The organism is Sorangium sp. So ce185 (assembly GCF_051526825.1).
GTDB classification, from domain to species: domain Bacteria; phylum Myxococcota_A; class Polyangia; order Polyangiales; family Polyangiaceae; genus Sorangium; species Sorangium cellulosum_D.
In genome coordinates this window covers 3475590-3495000 of sequence record NZ_CP150316.1, presented here as the reverse complement: position 1 = coordinate 3495000, position 19411 = coordinate 3475590, and the positions used below count along the sequence as shown (strand labels likewise).

Sequence of the window (19411 nt, the reverse complement as noted above, 5' to 3'; positions counted from 1 at the left end):
GACCCACCTCGGGCTGGTGCTCGTGCTGGGCGTGCTGCATGTGCGCTTACCGCCCGGAGGATGGGTGGAGCGCGCGGTGGGTTATTATGGCGCGCTCTCCGGGGCCAGCAGCGCGTATTCCTTCTTTGCTCCGAGCGTCGGGCCCTTGCCCTGGGCCACCTTCGAGGTCAGGGATCGCGCGGGAACGCTGACGACCGATGTGCTGGAGACAGGAGCGAGCCGGGAAGCGGACCTCCGCGTCAAAAATATCATCGGTATGTACTGGGATGAGCAGGACCCGGCCGTGAGGCGCTCCCTGGTCGCGTCCTGGGTAGCGAAGGTGTTCGCCAAGCACCCAGAGGCGGACAGCGTCGTCGTCCGGCTCGAGAGCTACGACCTGCCCTCGATGGCGGAGGTTCGCGCGGGCAAGCAGCCGCAGTGGTATGTCGAATATCGGGCCAAGTTCACCCTGAAGGCGCAGCTCGCCGCCGGCGAGGTCAGCAAGGAGGCGACGCCATGAGGCAGCGGACCCATACCCTGCGCCTGCCGAACGCTAGAGAGGCAGCGGCGCGCCTGTGGTGCTCGATGGGGCGGTTCGCGTTCGCCCCCGCGTCGGCGCGGCCCCTGGCGGCGCTCCGGATAGGGCTCGCGTCGGTCCTCTTGACGCAGGCGGCGCTGATCGCGCCCATCGCCTCCGAGCTGTACTCGCGTTCGGGCATCGTTCAGGGACAGCTCCTCGACGGGTCTGGCGCGATCGGCTTCCCCCGGATCGGCCACCTCGTGAATGCATTTTCGCGCATCGGGGTCGGTGAGAGCTCGGTGATCGCTGGGGTGGGTGTCCTCTACGTGCTGTCGCTGGCTGGCCTCCTGCTCGGCTGGAGGACGAGGTCCTCCGCGGCGTGCGCGTGGCTCGTGCATTTCACGTTGATGGTGACCGCGGAGCGGACGAACTACGGAGCAGATCAGTTCGCGAACATCTTCCTGTTCTACCTCATATTCATGCCTTCTGGCGCTGCGCTGTCGCTCGATCGTGTCTTCGGACGAGCGCCGCCCGAGCCGAGCGCGACTGCGCGTCTCGCGCTGCGGGTGGTGCAGCTGCACCTCTGTCTCGTCTACCTTTCGAGTGGTCTGGAAAAGGCGGTGGGCTCAGCGTGGTGGGACGGCGACGCGATATGGCGCTCGCTCATGCTGCCCGAGTACCGGCGGTTCGATTTTTCGTGGCTCGCTCACCACGCGTGGGTCGCCATGGCCGCGGGGTGGATGGTGCTGCTCGTGGAGATCGGGTACCCGTTCTTCATCTGGCCACGTCGGACCCGGCGGCTCTGGGTAGCAGCCACGGTCGGATTGCACGTCGGGATCGCGGTCTTCATGAGGCTCGATGTCTTCGGTGCGATCATGTCGGTCTTCACCATTGCCGCGTTCGGCGTGGAGGCGGACCCTCGACGGGCGCGGGCGCCCTCGGCTGTGGGCGCTCTTCGGCGATGGGTTCGCGGGTCCCGTCCGCGAACGTGATCCTCCGCTCGACCGCGGTCCCGGTGGGGGTCGCCGCGTGGGCCTGGTCACGTGCCGAGCGCGGCGAGCCAGCGCAGGGCGCGCAGCCCGGGCATGAAGCAGTATTCTCCGCCGCGCGTGACCACGAACCGGGACAGACCCTGGACGCGGCGGCGGACCGGCCAGCGCGGGATGGTGAAGCCGCCGCCCCCCTCGCCGGTGCTGGCGATGGGATCTCGGTCCGCGCCGGCTCCGATGAACTCGCTGTCGTTGAGCCAGACCGACTGCACGAACTCGAACTGCCGACGCAGGTGCGCGCCGATGAACAGGAGCACCTGGCCCCGGTCGGCGCCGTCGTCCTCCAGCGCGCCGTCCGGCAGCGGCGGGCCGTAGGTCGTGCGGCGCCGGAGCACGCGGTGGATCCGCACCGTGTCTCCGCCCCCCAGCGCGTCGCGCGGGTTCGCGCGCCGGATGTGCGAGCCCGGAGGGGTCTTGTACCCCTTCGGATCGTCACGGTAGAGGAAGGCGTTGTTGCGCGTCGGGTCGGCGCCCAGGGCGGGATCGTCCTTCTCCGGGCTGAGCGCCAGCGGCGCGCCGCTCCGCCAGCGCCCCATCATCTTGGCGGCGAGCCACTCCTCTTCCTCGGGGTTCGCCGAGCTCTCCTTCAGGAACTGGCGGAACGCCGCGACGCGCTGGCGCACCTTGCGCAGGACCGCGTAGGTGCCGTTCCTGCCCAGCACCTCGGGCGTGGGCATCGGCGGCAGGCCGCCCAGCTCGTCGGGATAGCCGAGGACGAACTCACCCGGCTTCAAGGGGGGCTCGTCGGGGTTCGTGCCCGGGATGCCGCTCCCCTCGATCGCGGGCTGGCTGACACCATCCATGAACCCGAAGGGCTCCTGCCCGCTGGCGAGCACGTGGCAGTCCTCGCGCCAGATCGCCGCGAGCCCCGACAGCGCGCCGATCGCCTTCAGCGCGCGATCGATCCGCGTCGCGAGGCGCTCGGCGTCCGGCGCGATGGCGGCGAACACCACATGGACGTCCGGCGTGCCGAGCGGCGCCTCCCAGTGGGCAGGGGCGCTCTCGCCGGTGTCGCCCAGCACGGCGGCGCGCGCGGCCATCCCTTGCTGAAACTCCGGCGGGAAGCTGTCGAGCGAGGCCTGCGGCACCCCCAGCGCCCTGAGGCCCTGGAAGGTGAGGCCCACGTTCACCCACGCATCCCTGTCCGGGCTCGTCGCGCTCGCGGCCGACGCCACCAGCTCGCTCGCGCGCTGCATCAGCCTCCGCCCGTCGACCGGGTCGTCGATGCGGACGAGGAGGTAGGTCGCCGCGTAGGGGGTCGGCCGGGGGCGGAGGATGCCGCTCTGGATGTCGTCGAGCTCGAGCGTCATTGCGCGCCGCCTCCCCTCACGATGTTTCGCCAGAACTGCTTCAGGCTGTTCGTGACGCCGTACAGCGAGCTGAAGAGGGTGGAGTCTGCCACCAGCACGTCGCCGGCGCGGTCGCCGCCCGGAGGCACCCAGACGACCGCGTTGAACTCCCGGTTGCCCGCCTCCGTGAAGGGGTGCGGCGGCCTCGTCATGTCGATGGGCCGCGTGGCCAGGACACGCACTGACCTCGGGTCGTCGGTGGTCACCGCATAATGGGGCAGGTGAGGATGGTAGTTGAACACCGTGACGCCCTCGAGGAAGCCGCGCGTGTCCAGATCCCTCAGGACGCACAGCGGCGTGACGTCGCGGGTCCCCGGGACGACCGCGGACCGGAGCCCCCAGCGGTTCTCGACGGGCACCCCGAGCCCCTTCAAGAGGGCCCGGGCGTAGCCGCCGAAGCGTTGCCGGCGCGGCGTCGCGACGTCGCCGTGGTGGTGGAACTCCTTCTCGCGCTCCTCGGGGTCGTCGGATCGTCCGATGTCGTGGTGCGGGCCGACGACCAGGCAGGTCCCCTCGCGCGCCAGGAAGCGTCGGACCGCCTCGACCTCCTCCGGGGAGGGCTCCATCTGGGCGCGCAGGATCTCGGTGCCGAACACGAGCAGCGTGTCCGCGTCCGCGAGCACCCGCTCGTCGAGCGGGAGCGGGTAGCCGGCTTGATCGATCCCCTGGAACAGGGGGACCGGCTGTCCGGTGACCTCCGCGGCGAACTGCTGGAACGGCGCCCAGGTCCGGAGGATCAGCTCCAGCACCCCCGCGATGCCCTGCTGGTACGAACGTGGGCTCGCCGCCCATTCGAACTCGGGATAGAACACCCGGCGGAACTCGAACATGGTGTTGTACCGGTCGTCCAGCACGTTGACGTCCAGGTTCGCCTCCCCCGGGTACGTCCAGGAGGCGTAGATGCTGACGCGGCGCCGACCGGCGGCGTAGCTCCGGGGCGCGTGGGTCTGGTTGTAGGTCCGCGGCGCCGTCGGTGCGGTCATCTCGGCTCCCTCCGGTCTCTCACTGCATGGCGTCGAGCATCGCCGAGAACCCCTCTTCGACCTGGAGCGCCCGCTTGATCTCCTTCACCGTGACCCCCTCGTACTCCGAGTATTCGAGGAAGCTCGGGCGATGGTGCTCGCGGACGAACTTCTTGAACGCCTCGGGGTCCTTCATCCCGTTCTCCGGGAACCCCACGAGGTTCAGGAAGAGCGAGCCCATGCCGACCTGGTTGAAGATCCTGATCGCGTCTTCGGTGTACTGATCGAAGTCGGTGTCGAAGATGGCGATGTACAGGAACTGCGTGTCATTGTTGACGAGGACCCACCGCGCGAAATGGAGGGTCAGCGGCCCGAGCAGCTCGTGCAGCGGCAGCGCCGCCATCCTCCCCGCCTGCGCGCGGATCTCCGCGATCTTGTCCGGCTTGACGTCGGCAAGGATGGTGAGGCCGTTGGCCGGCGTCCTCTCGCTCGTGGACATGATCATCTCCTCAGGAAGGGGCGTCGCCGCTCCTGGGTGGCATGTAAGACGGCGTGGCGGCCGGTCAACCATGCCTCGGCGGCTGCCCGACCCGACGTCGTGACGGGGCGGAACCTGGAGGATGGGGGCGCCGATCTTCCGGACGTCATGCCGGGATCGCGCGGGCGCCCCATCCAGTCCGGGGGCGGCTCAGCGCACCACGACGGCGCGGCCATCGGCGGTGTAAATGACCGCCTCTGCCGCGGCGAGCGCGGCCGCCGTCGGCGCTGGCTCGATCGACGGGCGACGGGCCGCCACCTTCTCCACCTTCTTCGTCGAGCTCGTCGAGCGCACGAACGGCCAGAAAAGCTGCTCAGCCCAGGGCTCGACCGGCGCGTCGTCGGGCAGCCCGAAGCCCTCCTGCCGGGCATGCGGGATCATGAGCGTGCCATGGATGACATCGAAGCAGATGAGGGCGACGCCATAGTTCTTCATGGCGTTGCCGTAGCGGCCGACGCCGTGGTGGACATGGTGGGTGTCGGGCAGCGAGACGACGCGCTCGATCACCCACATGAAAGGACGCGTGAAGCGGTTGCGCTGGAGCGGCAGATCCCAGCGGAGATCGGAGTGCTCCATCAAGACCATCAGCGTCCTGAAGGCCAATCCAGCCGCGTAGGCGCCAGGCTGGCCGAGCCAGACGACGGCCGGGGCCAACCACGCGCCAGGCACCAGCACATGCCACAACCAGTTTTGCCGGTACCCGACGCCGATGTTCATGTTGCGCGGGGCGTGGTGCGGTTTGTGGACACGCCACAGCCACGGCCATTCATGGCTCTTGCGGTGGAACCAGTATACCGCGTACTCCTCGACGAGCACGTAGATCGGGAAGGCGAGCCAGAAGCTCACGCCCGCGAGCGCCCCCTCGGAGCGCGGCCAGAGGGCCTTGAACGCCCAGATCAAGGCTGCGAAGGATGCGCCACGCACCAGCAGGAAGCTGCCGAGCCCCACGAGGCTCGCGCCGAGCTCCCGCATGGTGAGCACGCCGGGGCGACGGTACAGGCCGAACGCGGTCTCCAACGCGGCGAAGATCGCGATGAGCGCGAAGGCGATCAGAGCACTTCCGAGCACGATGACCCTCCTTCCGCGCGCGGTGTCCGGGCTCTTCCGCCCGCCCGGGTGGCGAGGGCGATCGAGCCGCGGTCCAGGAACCTGTCGTAATGCAAGTGGTCCGGCGGGATCACGCCGCGCAGCACGTCGAGCGCGGCGTCGATCATCCCGGGCGGACCGCACAGGTAGGCCGCGCGATCGGCGTGGGCCGCGGCGACCTCACGGAGGTAGTCCGTGACGTGCCCCTCCCGCCCTGTCCAGCTCGAGCCTGCGGGCTCTCGCGAGAGCACGGGAACGAAGGCGAACCGCCCTCGCCATCGCTCCTCGATCGAGGCGATGGTGTCGAGCCCGTAGAGGTCCTCTTGGGTGCGCGCGCCGACGACCAGCGTCACGTCGCGAGCCAGCCCGTCCGAGATCCCTTGCTCGAGGATCGCGCTTATCGGCGAAAGGCCGGTACCTCCTGCCACGCAGAGGAGCGGCCGTTCGGCCTCGTGGTAGCGGAAGCCGCCGTGGGGCCCCGAGAAGCAGAGGCGCGATCCCGTCCGATCGGCGGCGAAGAGCCAATCGGTGAAGGCGCCGCCCGGGACGTGGCGGATATGAAAGAGCGCCCTTCGCGGCGAGGCTCGGGCCGGCGCCTCGGCGAACGAGTAGCAGCGCGGCTCGCCAAGCCCAGGGACGCCGGGCGACGTGAGCTGCGCATACTGCCCGGCCACGTAGCGGATCTCCGCGGCGAGCCCGACCTCGATCGCGAGGATGCCGGGCGCGAGCGGCGTCGCGCGCGTGATGCTCGCGTCAGTCTGCACCGGCTGCACCGACGCACGGCGCGTCGAGCGCTCGCGGCCCACGCCCGGGACCTCGACCGCCACGTCCTCCGACTCGGCCAGGCTCTGGCAGGCGAGGATGAAGCCGGCAGAGAGCTCCTCGGGCGTGACGTGGCCAGAGATGTCCTTTTTGAGGCGGACACGCCCCTTGGTGAGCCGGCACTTGCAAGTACCGCACTCGCCCACGTTGCACAGCCGGGGGAAGGGGATATTTGCGCGCGCGGCTGCGCTGAGCAGCGTCTCTCCGGGCTCGATGGCCGCCGCGCGCTCGCTGCCCAGGACATGAAGCGTCCCGCCTCGACCTCGCTTTCGGCGGACAGATGACAATCCGAACATGATGTGTTCTCTCCGTGTGGATGGCCCCCCAGGTCCGCGGCACCTGGCCGCGAGCTCGGGTCGCTCTTCGCTCGGCCGCCGCTTGCTCGTGCGGCCCTGAGCGCGCGGATTTCATGGGCGGGGACCCACGCAAAGCCCAATCAAGAAACGGTATGAGTCAGTTAACCGGCGCGAATATTCCGCGGAATCCGGGGTCGCGCCGCTTCGTGAACCAGCCCGCCCGCCGAGGACGGGTCAGACGCGGCTGCAGAGATCGGCGAGGGATCGCCGGAGCCACTGATGGGCCGGGTCGGCCTCCTGACATACGTGCCACATCATGAACAGCGGGATCGGCTGGATGGGCAGCGGACAGCTTACTACCCGGACGGGGAAGTGCTGCTCGAACAGCCGGGCCAGGGGGAGCGGCAGCGTGCAGACGAGGTTCGACTGCGAGACGATGAACGGCATCGATAGATAATGGGGAACCTGCACCTGCACGCGCCGCGATCGCCCCACGACGGCCTGGGTGTGCTCCGCCAGGTCGGTCTGGCCCTCGCGCGGCTCGAGGATGACGTGCTCGAGCGCCATGTACTCGTCGACGGTCAAGGATGGCCCCACGGTCGGGTGATCCTGGCGCACCAGCGGGACGAGCTCGACGTCGAGCACGCGCTCTCGCCGGAACCCCTCGCCCGGGATGACGACGTGATCCAGGACGAGCTCGACCTTGCCGAGCCGCATTTCATTCTGCAGCAGCGCCCCGGGCTCGCGGCAGATCTCGATCCGGACGCGAGCGCCGAGCTGCTCGAGCCACCGCAGAAACCGGGGCAAGAGAACGGCCTCTCCGAGGTCGCCGATCCCCAGCTTGAAGGTGTGGCTCGCCGTGTAGTCGAAGGCGTCAGGCTGAGCGAGCGAGGCCTGGATCAGGTCGAGCGCCCTCCGGATCGGGCCGGCGAGCGAGAGGGCGCGCGGCGTCGGAGCCATCTCCTTGCCGCAACGCACGAAGAGGTCGTCGTCGAACAGCAGCCGCATCCGGGCCAGAGCGCTGCTCACGGCCGGCTGGGTCATGCCGAGGCGCTCGGCTGCCCGTGTCACGTTGCGCTCGGCGAGCATGACGTCGAGCACGGTGAGCAGGTTCAGGTCCACGGCGCGCAGGCGCGGGAGCGGCGGTGCGCTCATGCGGAAAGGGTAGCGCGGCCCCACCACGTGCCGCGGTCGGCCCGCGGGGGGGCGAGCTCCTCCGCGCCTCCTTGAGGTCGGCGGCTCAGGGTGCTGGCCAGCGAGCCGGCCAAGGCGGCGGGCGTCGTGGGGTCGATGGCGCGATCTCTCCAGCCTGGGGGCTGGGCCGGCCGGGCCGCGCCCCGGAGCGCACGCGCGCTCCGGAGCGCCCGCCCTCGGCTCGGCGACCCTACTTCTTCGCCTTCTCGTCGAGGAAGCCGGTCACCCACGCGAACGGCGCGTTCCAGTTGATCGTGATCTCGTTGACGCTCCAGGCCTCGATGTGGTCGACGAAGCACCGCTGCGCGACGCACCCCTTGAGGCCGGCGCTCTGGACGTGAGGGTCCTGCAGCGAGGAGTTCGGGCCGCCGGACACGGCGCCGGGCGGCGCCTTTGGGTACTTGCCGTTCGCCTGGTGGGCCCAGAACCGGTGGTGCGGGTTCTCGAGCGGCTTGTCGCCATAGCCGGTCACGTACGACTGCCCGAGCGCGTTGCGCCCGAGGAGGTAGTCCATGCCGAGCACCACCCCGTCGAGGTACTTCGGCTGCTTGGTGAAGTCGTGGGCGAGCGCGACCACGAGCATGTTGTTGAGCACGAAGGAGTTCGAGCCCCACTCGTACTTGCCGGCGGGCGTCCGCTGGACGAGCGTCCGGTAGCCCTCCTTCTCGGCGACCGCGAGGTACTGGTCGGCGGCCTTCGCGATGCGGCCGCGGATCTGCTGCTGCCACGCCGCGTCGACGTGGCCGGGCACGATCGCCATCGAGATCTGGCCGAGCGCGTCCGTGACCTTCCAGTTCATCGACGAGGCCACCCCGTCGACCTCCGTCGGGAACCGCGCGTTGAGCGGCGAGGCCTGGAGGTACTGCTTGTACTCCGGCTTGCCGGTGGTGACGAAGAGCTCGGCCGCGGCCCAGTAGAAGTCGTCCTTGACGTCGGTGTCGTCGTACGGCCCGCCGCCCTTGTCGCCGCCGGGCGGCGCGTACAGGGCCGGGTTCTGCTTCGCCGCCGCCCACGCGCGCTCGGCGGCCTTGAGGCACCGCGCGGAGAACGCCGCGTCCACCGTCTTCCAGACGCGCGCGCACTGCGCCCCGACCGCAGCGACGTTGAGCGTCGCCGCCGTGCTCGGCTTGTGCAGCGAGCGCGTCATCTTGTCCTCGTGCGGCGCGAGGCCGAGGCCCGTCCACGCGTCGTCGTGCATCTTGTGGTGCACCATGCCGGCGAGCGGCTTGCCTTCCGGCACCTGCATCCCCAGCAGGAACTCGAGCTCCCAGCGCGCCTCGTCGAGGATGTCGGGCACGTTGTTCTTGCCCTCGGGGATGCTCAGCTTGCCGTCGCCGAAATCGGCGCTCGAGCTGCCGAGGTGCTTCGTCCGCTCGTGCCAGTTGAGCAGCGTCCACACCGAGATGCCGCCGTTGACCACGTACTTGCCGTGATCGCCGGCGTCGTACCAGCCGCGGGACGCGTCGAGCGCGTAGTCGCAACCGCTGCCCTTGAGGCAGCGCGTGCTCTTGTCCTGGAGGTGCCCGGCCGGGCGCGCCAGCTCGGGCTTGCCGGCATAAGGCATCTTGATCTCGATGCCGCTCCGGTTGTGATAGAAATACGCGAGCGCGTCGTACTTGAGCTTCTGGTAGATGTCGGCGCCGATGTCGAACGGGTAGCTCTTCTCCTCGCCGACCTTGAGCACGTAGCCCTGGCCCGGCGCCTTGTGGGCGGTGAAATCGACGAGGTGGACGTGATCGCCGGAGGCGCCGTCCTTCCCGAAGACCTTGGTCTGGCCGCGCGCGACCGGCTTGCCCGAGCCGTCGAGCAGCTCCCACGCGAGCGGCGCGGTCGCGGCGTTGCTCACGCTCGCGATCTTGATCGCGCCCGGCAGATACCCGACCTGGTTCACGGCGACCTTCGGCGCCGCCGCCGCCGCGTCGCCCGCGGGCGCCGCGGCCCTGAACTCCGGGTCGTCGAGGCGGATGTCGTCGATGCAGACCTCGAACGGCTCCTTGGCCGACGCCATCGCGCCGCCGATGTGGAACGCGAGCTCCGCCGTCGCGTCGTCGGCCTTCGCCATCGAGAACTTGCCGGAGAAGGTCTTGGGCTCGGTCCCGAGCTCGACGGTCTCGAACCAGTACTCGTCGTACGGCGGCCCCGACATGCCGACCTTCGGGCGCGCCTTCGTGGGCGCGGACGCCCAGGCCTTGTACTGGATCGTGTAGCTGTGCCCCTTCTGGATCACCATCTCCCGGTGGCGGAACTGGGCGTCCCAGTTGTTCGACCCCTTGTTCGTCACCGTCACGCAATAGGCGCCGTTCTTCACCTCGGCGCTGCCCGCGCCCGGCGCGGTGAACGAGGTGGTCCAGGGCAGGCTCTTGTTGTCGTTGAAATCGGAGGCCTTGAGCAGGTTGGTCTGCGCGGGCCCGGCGCTCACCGCGGCGCCCGTGTCGGCGCCCGGGGCGGCGCCGGCGGAAGGAGCCTCCGCGGAGGGGCCCTGCGAGGTCGCGCATCCAGCGCTCGCCGCGAGCGCGCCGAGCACGAGCGCGGACACCCGCCCCGCTCGGCGGAGGATCCACGGCTTGAGAAGAGAGTCGTTCATAAGTCCTCGGTTCACGGATGGGGGCAATCCGCGCTTAAAAAGCGGCAATTATGTCCATCTTGTCAAGCGCAATCCTCGCCTGCGCGTCGAATCGGCGGGCCGCTCCGTCCTGCGGATCCCCGCCCGGCTCCCCGCGGCGCGACACGGCGGCGCTGCGCCGGAGCCACGCCGGAGCCCCACGGAAAGCACGCCGGAGATCGCGAGCGCGCCGGAGGCCGGGGCGGCGCGCGTTCCATCCCCCGGGTGCTCCGGCGCCGGTCGATTCGCGCTGGTACCCCCGGCGCGGGCGCACTAGGCTCTGCGGCGCCTCGTCGCGTCCGGATCGCGACCGAGCACCCCAACGAGGAGACGACATGGCAAAGCACAGCTTCTCAGTCCCCTTCCCCGGCTCCGCTCAAGACATCGTCGCGAAGGCCAAGGCAGCGATCGAGAAGGCCGGTGGTCAGTTCAGCGGCAACGAGGGCAACGGCACGTTCTCGGTGCCCACGCCGGCGGGGACGGTGAAGGGCTCCTATGCCATCGCCGCGCAGAGCTTCTCGGTCGACATCACGGACAAACCGTTCATCGTCCCCGGCAGCGCCATCGAGTCCCAGGTGCGCAAGTTCCTCGAAAAGGCCTGACGCCCGGCCGCCTACCTACCCGCGCGCGCCCGCCTGCGCGCTCAGCCGTCGCCGCGCGAGGCGCGGAGTCGATGGCCGCGCCGCCCTGGCGCGTCGGGCTTCCTCCGCGAAGCATCCATCCACTCTGGAACGCGCCCCCCTTGGGGCGCGGGGCGGCCGGCGTCGCCCCCCCCGGGCGGGAGCTCGCCTGTCACGCGCCGTCGCCGGCGAGGTGCACCTTGAGCACGCTCTCCTCGGCGGGGACGCCGAGCCGGAGGGGGAAGCCGTAGTGCCCTGTCCCGCGGTGCACGTAGAGCCGGTCCGGGCCGCGGGCCCACAGGCCGTGATCGGGCATGTTCACGAAGAGCCGGAGGGCGGTCCACGAGCCGCCGAGGCTGACCAGGCCGAGCTGCCCGCCATGGGTGTGACCGGAGAGCACGAGATCCCCCTCGCCCTCGCCGAGGAGGCGGAACGCACCCGGATCGTGGAGCAGGACGAGCCGGAGCGCCCCGGGCGCGCGCGGGTGCCGGGCGCAGACCTCGGCCATGCGCTCCGCGCGATCGCGGTAGTGGAAGTCCATCCCGAGCACCTGGACCGGCCCCGCGGCCGTCTCGACGAGCGCCGCCTCGTCGACGAGCAGGCGCACCCCGGCCCGGGCGAGCGCGGTCGCGACGAGGCGGGGCGACTCGTGATCGTGGTTGCCATGGCACGCGAACACGCGGCCCTCCAGGGCGCGGAGCGGGGCCAGCGCCTCGGCGAGGTGCTCCGCGGTGTCCTGCGACTCCATGGTCAGGTAGTCGCCGGTGAGCACGACGAGATCCGGATCGCGCGCGACCGCGCGCTCGCAGATGCCGCGGAGCCGCGCGACGGACATGAACGGGCCGAGGTGAGGGTCGGTGATCTGGACGATGCGGAGCGGGCGGCGCGCGGGGGGCGCGCCCTCGCGCGGGAGCGGGTGGCGCTTCAGCCCGTCGACGCGCGCGCGGTCGACAACGAGCTCGACCTCCTCGCGGCGGGCGGTGAGCGACTGGAGGATGCCGACGCCGGCGAGGGCGAACGGCGCCCAGAGGCCGTACGGCGTCGCGCCGAGGGCGCCCGCGATGGCCCACGGGAACGACAGGAAGGTCGCGGCCACGAAGTAGGACGCCGGGATGCTCACGAGCGCCCGGTAGACGAGCGGGCGCATCCGCGGGCGCGAGAGCAGGAGGAAGTGCAGGTAGACCGCGCCGTGGAGGTACGCGAACGCCGGCGCGAGCGGGCCGACGTGGCGGAAGAGCGCGCACGCGATCAGCGTGTGGATGCCGAGCAGCACGCCGACGAACCGGGCGTAGAGCCGGCCGCGGCGGCGCCGCGCCGCGACGACGACGAGGAGCCAGGCCAGGAGGGAGGCCACCCAGAACAGGACGACGGGGGAGAGGGGCTTCAAGCGACGGCTCCAGGCGACGCGGGCGCGCAGAGCCACCGCGGTCTGCCCTGCCCGGTCGGACGGGCGAGTCTCCCGCGTCCGGCGCGCCCGCGCCAGGCGCCCGGGTCCGGTCGTGCGACGGGCGGGCTTACCCCCTTGGGGCCCGCGGCGTTGCGGCATAGGCCCCCTGCTGGTACGGAGGCGCGATGCGCTGCGGGGAGCGCCGCCAGGACCGCGCCCGATGATCCCGTACCCGAGGAGCGAATGGATTCACCTGCTGGTGTCCCCGCGCGGCTCCTTCTCGCCGGGCGTCATGCGGCGCGTGCTGGCCTTCGGGGTCATCGCCGCGGCGCTGTGGCTCGCGGACCGCTACATCCCGCGCGTTGGGCTCTCGATCGGCTTTTACGAGGTCGCGGGCGCGGTGATCGCCCTCATCCTCGCGTTCCGCACGAACACGGCTTACAACCGCTTCTGGGAGGGCCGGACCCTCTGGGGCTCGATCGTGAACGCGAGCCGCAACATCACGCGCATCGTGAACGCGCACGCCGCGGTGGACCCGGCCGAGGCGCGCGAGCTCGCCGTGTGGGTGGTGGTGTTCGTCCACGCCTCGCGGCGCTCGCTGCGCGGGCAGGCCGAGCGCCCCGAGATCGAGCGGCTCCTCTCCGCGGGGCAGGTCGAGGCCATGGCGGCGCACCCCCACCCGCCGCTCTACGCCGCGCAGCAGGTCTCCGAGCGCCTCGCGGCCTTCGCGCGGGCCGGGAGCCTCGAGCGCAACATGGCGGTGTGCGCCGAGGAGGAGCTGAACGTCCTCGTCAACTGCCTCGGGGGCTGCGAGCGCATCCTCAAGACGCCGACGCCGCTCGGCTACGTGCTGCTCCTCCGGCGCGGCGTGGCGCTCTACCTGGCGACGCTGCCCCTCGCCCTCATCAACGCGATCGGGTTCATGACGCCCTTGGTGACGATGATGGTGGCCTACCCCGTCCTGATGATCGAGGCGCTCGGCGGGGAGCTCGACGACCCCTTCGGCCACGAGCCGAACGACCTGCCGCTCACGCGCATCTGCGACACCATCGAGCGCAACCTCCTCGGCTCCTCGCCGCTCGTCCTGGTGATGGCGTCGAAGGCCGAGAGCTATGTGGACTGAGCGCCACGTCCCGCAAAATTCGCCCCGGCTTGCGCGGGAGCGCTCGAGCGCATGAAATCGACGCCGTCGATGTACGATCGAGCGACGGAACACCGAGGCAACTGGCATCCACCAGGCAATCGTGCGCGCGCCTTGACGGAAAGAGGCATCATCGCATCCACGCTGGAGGGCTCCTTGTTCCATTCATCACGGACCGTGCTGCTGTCGCTGGCGCTCTTCGCCCTGACCCCGCTCGCCTGCACCGAGCCCCGGTCGCCGGCGACGCCGGCGCGCACCGAGACGCAAGGCTCCGCCGCGGCGGCGCGGCTCGCGGCGCTCGCCGGCGAGTACTGGGACGGCCGGCTCGCGGCCGAGCCCGTTGACGCGACGTTCCTCGGCTTCCGCAGCCACGACGACCGCCTCCCCGACGTCACCGAGGCCGGCCGCGCGCGCGAGATCGCGCGCCTCGAGGCGCTGCTCGGGCGGGCGCGCGCGATCGACGCGGCGTCCCTCGCGCTCCCCGATCGCGTCACGCACGGGATGCTTGTCCATGAGATCGAGAGCGACCTCGCGTGGCGCGCGTGTGACCTCTCGGCGTGGACGGCCGACCAGCTCGGGGGGCCGCAGGTCGAGCTCTTCCAGCTCGCGCGGGTCCAGACGGTGCGCACGGTGGAGGAGGGCCGCGCCCTCGTCGCGCGCTGGAGCAAGATCGGCGCGTACGTGGACGCTCGCACCGACCGGCTCCGGCGAGCGCTCGAGCAGGGCAAGGTGGCCCCGCGCGCCACGGTGGAGCGCGTGATCGACCAGCTCGACGAGCTGCTCGCGAAGCCCTCGGGCGAGTGGGCGCTCATGAGCCCCCGCGACGCCGCGCACCCCGACTGGCCGGAAGCGGAGCAGAAATCGTTCGCGGCGGCGGTGGAGCAGGCCGTCGAGGGCGGCGCCCGTCCGGCCTTCTCGCGCTACCGAGAGGCGCTCGCCCGCGAGATCCTGCCGCGCGCCAGGGACCAGGCGCGCGCGGGCCTGTCCCACGTGCCCGGCGGCGAGGCGTGCTACGCGCGCCTCATCCAGGCGAGCACCTCGCTCCCGCTCTCGGCCGACGATGTCCACGCGATGGGCCTCGAGCAGGTCGCGCGCATCCGGGACGAGATGAAGGCGCTCGGCGCGAAGGCGCTCGGCACCGCGGATCTCGCGGAGATCCAGCGCCGCCTCCGCGAGGACAAGGCGCTCGCCTACGCCACGCGCGACGAGGTCGAGGCGGCGGCGTCGGCGGCGGTCGCGCGGGCCAGGGCCGCGCTCCCTGCGTGGATCGGCGCCCTGCCCCGGACCCCGCTCGTCGTGAAGCGCATGGAGGCGTTCGAGGAGAAGCACTCCCCGCCCGCCTTCTACCGCGAGCCCGCGCAGGACGGGAGCCGCCCCGGGACGTACTTCGTCAACACGTATGCGCCCGAGACGCGCCGCCGCTTCGAGTCCGAGGTCGTCGCGTTCCACGAGGCGATCCCTGGCCACCACGTCCAGGTCGCGCTGGCGCAGGAGCTCGGCGAGGTGCCCGCGTTTCGCAAGCACGCGAACGTCATGGCGTTCACGGAGGGCTGGGGGCTCTACAGCGAGCGGCTGGCGAACGAGATGGGGCTCTACTCCAGCGACCTCGATCGGCTCGGGATGCTGAGCGCCGACGCCTGGCGCGCGTGCCGGCTCGTGCTCGACACGGGGCTCCACGCGAAGGGCTGGAGCCGCGCGCAGGCCGTGACGTACATGATGGAGAACACGATCCTCGGCGAGGGCGTCGTCGTGAACGAGGTCGATCGCTACATCACCTGGCCCGGGCAGGCGCTCGCGTACAAGGTCGGGCAACTGGAGATCCTGCGGCTGCGCAAGGACGCCGAGCAGAAGCTCGGGCCCCGGTTCGACATCAAGGGTTTCCACGACGCGCTGCTCGGCGCGGGCGCGGTCACCCTGCCGATCCTCGGCGACCAGATCGCGCGCTGGGTCGCGTCGCGCGCGCGCCTCCCCTGAGCCGATCGCCACCTCGGACCGGCGTCCAGCCGTGAGGTGAGGCAAGGCGGCGCGCGCGAAGGGGCCGCTGTCGCGGGCGCCTCATCTCCCCCGGGTGGCCCGCACGATGTCGTACTGGTTTTCGGGCGAGAGGCCGGTCGGGCCGTAGAGCACGCACCCGTCGTCCGACACCCAGCCGACGGTGCGCACCTTCGGGGTCAGCGAGGGGTCGTTGAGCTCGGCGATCGGCTCCACGTCACGGAATTTCGGCACCTCCGTGCTGGGCCGCGTGGCGCGGTAGAACGTCGTGCTCCCGTCCCCGGACATCGCCGTGGAGTAATAGAGCGTCAGCCCGTCCGGGCTGATGTGGAACCCGCCTCCCGGGCGCTCTCTCCTGCCGTCGTACTCGACAGCTGGATACGGCTCGCTGAGCGGGTCTGTCGGGTCTGCGAGGAAGTAGAGCTCGTTATCGCCGGCCTGATACGCGGTCACGTAGTAGATCCCGCCGCTGACCACCTGCAGGCCGTTGAGGAAAACATCATCCGAGGTCATCAGCTCACCGGGCCCGAACTCCTCCGCCGTGGAAGCGCGCCTCGAGACGTAGGCCTGGGCGGTCGATATGTAATAGAGCGAGAGGCCGTCCGGCGACATGGAGGCGCCGTACTCGGCCGACCTCGTGTTCACGCCGGTGAGCGGCCGCGGCGCGCCGAACGCCGCGTCGCGCGACGGCCGGGTCGCGATGAAGAGCTCGTTGTCGTTGTCCTCCGTCTGCCTGGAGAAGAGGATCGTGAGCTCGTCGGCGGTGAGCCAGGGCGACAGGACGTCGCCTTCGATCTCCTCGAGCACCTCGCGCGCCCCGAACGGCTTGCCAGGGTCGCACCGCGCGCCCTGAGCATCGCCGCCCCCGGCGCCGTCGCCGCCGGCGCCTTCGTTTCCACCGCCGGCCGTCCCCGCGGAGCTCGTGCTCCCCGGGTCGTGCTCGCCGTCCGACGAGCACGCGAGGAGGCTCGCCGCGAGCAGCAGCGAGCCGCCCAGACGCAAGGGGAAGATGGATTGGATCTGGACCGTTTTCATCAGCAACCTCCGGTGAGCCTGGGCCCTGGACCGCGCTGGCGCCGGGTCGGCGCGGCGGGTCCTCGTGGAGCCTGGACGTGCCAGGCGCCTGCAACTCGTGCGATGCGCGACGTGCGACGCGCCCGGCCAAAAAAAAGTCTGGACGTGCGCGTCAGGATGCTGCTCCGCCACGCAGCGCCTGGCGGCGCCCCCTCGCGTCACGCGTTCGGTCGTCCGACTCCGTAGCGGTCTACTACGGAAGGATACGAGTCCAGCATGGAGATGAAATGCTCCTCGACGCTGCTCTTGCGCGTCGCTCCGGCGTACACGGTCTTCAGCCGCTCGCGATCGAGCTGCATCCGCGGCGCGCCCTCCAGCGCTGGGGGATCGGCGGCTCGCTTCCCGGCTCGACTCCCCGCAGCAGCGACAGCACTGTTCCACCCCTCGAACGCCGCCGTTCCAGCGCGCTGGCTGGCGACGCCCATCATGCCGCCGCACACTCTGCGCATCCAATTGCCATTTCCATCTCAACCAGAGATATCCATGAAAACGGAATGCTCGTTTCGACGTTGACAGAGTTTCCACCTGTGCAAATGATACCTCCGCGCCGGCCGACGGAGCACGGGACGGGCGCTCCGCTGCGGAGCCCGCAGCGCATCTTGCGGCATGCCCGAGATGCACCGATAAACCCCTGCGCCGACCACGCGCCTGGCTTGGAAACATAACCCATCACAACCCATTGGCGGACAAATGAAACACACCTGTCGCACGACGATCATGCGCGCCCTGACCTGCGGCCTCGCCGCCGGAGCGATCTCGCTGGGCGCACCCGCGCAAGCTCAGGCGGTGGAGTACGAAGTCTACGAAGGAGATGGTTGCCCCGTAGGATACGCACCGTTGACCCCGGTGGATGCCTTCTGGACGTTCGTCGGCCGCTGCGACGAGCTCCCCTATTCAGGAGTCTTTCGTATCGCGGACGGGGGTTCGATAGATGGCCCCTGGAACAGCTGCCAGCAGCATGCGAACGATACCCGCGAGCTGGACTACACGCTCTGCAAGCCCAACTACGAGCTCTTCGACATCGGCGGGACCACCTTTGCGGTGGTGAGAGGCGGAGAGCAGTGCATCGAGGGCTTCGAGCACGTGGATTTCGCGACCGCCTCCGCCTACGCGGAGGAGATATGCCCTCACGTCGGGCTGTGGGGAATTGCGAGGATCGGTGGAGGTGGCTCCATTGACGGTGCAGGGTACGATTGCAACGTCCGCGCGACCGACTCTCGCTCGCTCGGCGATGCCATCTGCGTAGAATCCGAGTAAATATCCCGAACCAGAGGCGGCTCCCGCAATCCCCGCCAGTCGGCCGCCGAAGAGGTGCCCGAGCAGGCTCCGTGCTCGCAGGGCTGGCGGTCCGCGGTCCCCAGGCGGGGCGCGGCGTGCCCTCGGCGCACGCACGCGCCGGCAGCGACGAGCAAGGATCCCCCGACTCCTCCGGTCTGCGGTCCGGCCCTGGCGCGCGGTCTTCGGTTATCCTGGGCGACCGATGCGTGTGTGTCGCTCCCTGCCGCTCCTTCTGGTCCTCGCCGCGTCCGGGTGCCGCGACTGCGCGCCGGATCCCTCGGCCGCGCCCCAGCCGGCGCCCGAGGCGCTCGCCGGCGCCGCGGCTCCGGCCGCCGCGTCGAGCGACGCGGCCGTCGCCCCGCTCGCCTCGGGCGGCGCCGCGGCGCTCGCCCCCACGCCCAGCGGCTCGGCCGCCGCGCTGCCCGGGTCACCTCGCGTCGACGCGGCGCCGGTGGATCGCGCGGCGTACCTCGGCGCCCTCGGCCGGGGCCGCGCCGCCGCGCGCGAGGGCCGGTACGCCGAGGCGATTGCCGCCTTCGACCGCGCGCTCGCCGCGATGCCGCACGAGCCGCGCGCCCTCGCCGAGCGCGGCCACGCCCGGATGCGCCTCGGCGCGGACCTCGACGCGGCCGCCGCCGACCTGCAGCGCGCCGAGCAGCTCGGGCCCGACGACAAGCTCGCCGCCCAGATCTGGTACAACCTCGGTCTGCTCGACGAGCTGCGCGGCGAGGCCGAGCTGGCCCGCGCCGCCTTCGCCCGGTCGTTCTTCCTGTCGCCCACGGCCGCGGCCAGGGCCAAGGCGGGCCCCGGCATGCCGTGCGGCGTGCTCGTCGAGCGCCGCGAGGCCCCGTCCAGAGGCGACTTCCTCGCGCCGAGGCTCGTCGTCGCGCGGGGCTGGCTCGACGCCTACGAGCAGCTCTACCGGGACAACGACCCGAAGGTGGAGCCGAAGGAGCCCGCGACGGAGGCCGAGGCGCAGCGCTCGCTCTGCGATCGCCACGGCGCGGATCGCTGCACGGGCCCTTCGCCGTGGCTGCTGACGCGGTACCTGAACAGCACCCAGGGCGAGATCGAGGATCACGTCCTGTCGCGGCCGGACGGCGCGCTGCTCGTGTTCCATGCGGGCATGGTGTTGCGGACGACGGACCTCACGGCGATGAACCGGATGGCGTGTATCCCCGAGGAGCGGCTCGACGTGCGGTTCGCGCCCGACGTGGTGCACGTGACGGTCGAGGCGGAGCTCCGCGCCTGGAAGAGCGCGGACGAAGCGGGGGCCGACGCGTGCGACCCCGGGCGGCTCGAGACCGAGGAGCTCTTCTACGACGCGAAGACGGGCCGGGAGCTCGTGCGGCTGAGCCGCGCGGGGGGCCGGGACGCGGCCAGGGTGAAGCTCGCCGGGCGCACGGTGGAGGTCGCGGCGGGGACCTGCACGACGACCGTGCCGCTCGACGCGCCCGCCGCCGGCGCGGGGAGGCCGGCGGCGCCGAGATGAGCGGATCGACGCTCCCCCGCGCCGCCCCCG

General features: G+C 71.0%; 17 protein-coding genes (1 of these 17 running past the window's edge). 7 read left to right on the top strand and 10 right to left on the bottom strand.

Annotated features, from left to right (window positions below; genetic code table 11):
- Window positions 1-499: the 3' portion of a hypothetical protein gene (locus WMF26_RS13040; RefSeq protein WP_438000589.1), read on the top strand. The gene continues 56 nt to the left of window position 1, outside the view; the window shows 499 of its 555 coding nt (coding positions 57-555); its start codon lies off the left edge, out of view; its stop codon occupies window positions 497-499.
- Window positions 496-1491, top strand: a complete 996-nt coding sequence (locus WMF26_RS13035) for an HTTM domain-containing protein (protein ID WP_438000588.1) — start codon at window positions 496-498, stop codon at window positions 1489-1491. Before WMF26_RS13040 ends, WMF26_RS13035 begins: the two co-directional genes overlap by 4 nt.
- 47 nt (window positions 1492-1538) lie before the next feature.
- On the opposite strand, the gene WMF26_RS13030 is transcribed toward WMF26_RS13035, so the two are convergent.
- The 7 genes from WMF26_RS13030 to WMF26_RS13000 all read right to left on the bottom strand — a co-directional run bounded on the left by WMF26_RS13030 (window position 1539) and on the right by WMF26_RS13000 (window position 10379).
- The gene (locus WMF26_RS13030; RefSeq protein ID WP_438000587.1) at window positions 1539-2858 is read right to left on the bottom strand and encodes a Dyp-type peroxidase; all 1320 of its coding nucleotides are present in this window, start codon (window positions 2856-2858) and stop codon (window positions 1539-1541) included.
- The gene (locus WMF26_RS13025) at window positions 2855-3880 is read right to left on the bottom strand and encodes a hypothetical protein (protein WP_438000586.1); all 1026 of its coding nucleotides are present in this window, start codon (window positions 3878-3880) and stop codon (window positions 2855-2857) included. The genes WMF26_RS13030 and WMF26_RS13025 overlap by 4 nt, the downstream gene beginning before the upstream one ends.
- A gap of 19 nt (window positions 3881-3899) precedes the next feature.
- The gene (locus tag WMF26_RS13020) at window positions 3900-4358 is read right to left on the bottom strand and encodes a hypothetical protein (protein WP_438000585.1); all 459 of its coding nucleotides are present in this window, start codon (window positions 4356-4358) and stop codon (window positions 3900-3902) included.
- Between the two features lie 189 nt (window positions 4359-4547).
- Window positions 4548-5465: a sterol desaturase family protein gene (locus tag WMF26_RS13015; protein ID WP_438000584.1), complete on the bottom strand. Its 918-nt coding sequence runs from the start codon at window positions 5463-5465 to the stop codon at window positions 4548-4550.
- Window positions 5447-6601, bottom strand: coding sequence for a 2Fe-2S iron-sulfur cluster-binding protein (locus WMF26_RS13010; protein ID WP_438000583.1), 1155 nt, complete (start codon window positions 6599-6601; stop codon window positions 5447-5449). The genes WMF26_RS13015 and WMF26_RS13010 overlap by 19 nt, the downstream gene beginning before the upstream one ends.
- 234 nt (window positions 6602-6835) lie before the next feature.
- Window positions 6836-7756, bottom strand: coding sequence for a LysR family transcriptional regulator (locus WMF26_RS13005; protein ID WP_438000582.1), 921 nt, complete (start codon window positions 7754-7756; stop codon window positions 6836-6838).
- Between the two features lie 229 nt (window positions 7757-7985).
- Window positions 7986-10379, bottom strand: coding sequence for a glycoside hydrolase family 9 protein (locus WMF26_RS13000; RefSeq protein WP_438000581.1), 2394 nt, complete (start codon window positions 10377-10379; stop codon window positions 7986-7988).
- 353 nt (window positions 10380-10732) lie between these two features.
- Between WMF26_RS13000 and WMF26_RS12995 the strand changes: the two genes are divergently transcribed.
- Window positions 10733-10999 carry a hypothetical protein gene (locus WMF26_RS12995; RefSeq protein WP_020734582.1) on the top strand — a complete coding sequence of 89 codons (267 nt, stop codon included), beginning with the start codon at window positions 10733-10735 and terminating at the stop codon, window positions 10997-10999.
- Window positions 11000-11189: 190 nt separating this feature from the next.
- Here WMF26_RS12995 and WMF26_RS12990 read toward each other — a convergent pair whose 3' ends face one another.
- Window positions 11190-12404 carry a metallophosphoesterase gene (locus WMF26_RS12990; RefSeq protein WP_438000580.1) on the bottom strand — a complete coding sequence of 405 codons (1215 nt, stop codon included), beginning with the start codon at window positions 12402-12404 and terminating at the stop codon, window positions 11190-11192.
- A 220-nt stretch (window positions 12405-12624) separates the two neighbouring features.
- Between WMF26_RS12990 and WMF26_RS12985 the strand changes: the two genes are divergently transcribed.
- Together WMF26_RS12985 and WMF26_RS12980 are read left to right on the top strand one after the other, a co-directional pair.
- Complete coding sequence (locus tag WMF26_RS12985; protein WP_438000579.1) at window positions 12625-13527, top strand: bestrophin family protein; 903 nt, start codon at window positions 12625-12627, stop codon at window positions 13525-13527.
- 174 nt (window positions 13528-13701) lie between these two features.
- Window positions 13702-15519 (top strand): DUF885 domain-containing protein, encoded by a 1818-nt coding sequence (locus WMF26_RS12980; protein WP_438000578.1) that lies wholly within the window; start codon window positions 13702-13704, stop codon window positions 15517-15519.
- An 81-nt stretch (window positions 15520-15600) separates the two neighbouring features.
- On the opposite strand, the gene WMF26_RS12975 is transcribed toward WMF26_RS12980, so the two are convergent.
- Complete coding sequence (locus tag WMF26_RS12975) at window positions 15601-16572, bottom strand: hypothetical protein (protein ID WP_438000577.1); 972 nt, start codon at window positions 16570-16572, stop codon at window positions 15601-15603.
- Window positions 16573-16769: 197 nt separating this feature from the next.
- Complete coding sequence (locus WMF26_RS12970; protein ID WP_438000576.1) at window positions 16770-17060, bottom strand: hypothetical protein; 291 nt, start codon at window positions 17058-17060, stop codon at window positions 16770-16772.
- Between the two features lie 388 nt (window positions 17061-17448).
- Between WMF26_RS12970 and WMF26_RS12965 the strand changes: the two genes are divergently transcribed.
- Window positions 17449-17868, top strand: coding sequence for a hypothetical protein (locus WMF26_RS12965; protein WP_438000575.1), 420 nt, complete (start codon window positions 17449-17451; stop codon window positions 17866-17868).
- Window positions 17869-18091: 223 nt separating this feature from the next.
- Window positions 18092-19381, top strand: coding sequence for a tetratricopeptide repeat protein (locus WMF26_RS12960; RefSeq protein WP_438000574.1), 1290 nt, complete (start codon window positions 18092-18094; stop codon window positions 19379-19381).
- Window positions 19382-19411 lie beyond the last annotated feature (30 nt).

Bases quoted from the DNA above. Each gene is read 5' to 3' on its own strand.
- WMF26_RS12985 (WP_438000579.1), top strand. From the start codon at position 12,625: ATGATCCCGTACCCGAGGAGCGAATGGATTCACCTGCTGGTGTCCCCG.
- WMF26_RS12975 (WP_438000577.1), bottom strand. From the start codon at position 16,572: ATGAAAACGGTCCAGATCCAATCCATCTTCCCCTTGCGTCTGGGCGGC.
- WMF26_RS13030 (WP_438000587.1), bottom strand. From the start codon at position 2,858: ATGACGCTCGAGCTCGACGACATCCAGAGCGGCATCCTCCGCCCCCGG.
- WMF26_RS13010 (WP_438000583.1), bottom strand. From the start codon at position 6,601: ATGTTCGGATTGTCATCTGTCCGCCGAAAGCGAGGTCGAGGCGGGACG.
- WMF26_RS13035 (WP_438000588.1), top strand. From the start codon at position 496: ATGAGGCAGCGGACCCATACCCTGCGCCTGCCGAACGCTAGAGAGGCA.
- WMF26_RS12960 (WP_438000574.1), top strand. From the start codon at position 18,092: ATGCGTGTGTGTCGCTCCCTGCCGCTCCTTCTGGTCCTCGCCGCGTCC.
- WMF26_RS13005 (WP_438000582.1), bottom strand. From the start codon at position 7,756: ATGAGCGCACCGCCGCTCCCGCGCCTGCGCGCCGTGGACCTGAACCTG.
- WMF26_RS13020 (WP_438000585.1), bottom strand. From the start codon at position 4,358: ATGTCCACGAGCGAGAGGACGCCGGCCAACGGCCTCACCATCCTTGCC.
- WMF26_RS12995 (WP_020734582.1), top strand. From the start codon at position 10,733: ATGGCAAAGCACAGCTTCTCAGTCCCCTTCCCCGGCTCCGCTCAAGAC.
- WMF26_RS13000 (WP_438000581.1), bottom strand. From the start codon at position 10,379: ATGAACGACTCTCTTCTCAAGCCGTGGATCCTCCGCCGAGCGGGGCGG.
- WMF26_RS13025 (WP_438000586.1), bottom strand. From the start codon at position 3,880: ATGACCGCACCGACGGCGCCGCGGACCTACAACCAGACCCACGCGCCC.
- WMF26_RS12970 (WP_438000576.1), bottom strand. From the start codon at position 17,060: ATGCGCAGAGTGTGCGGCGGCATGATGGGCGTCGCCAGCCAGCGCGCT.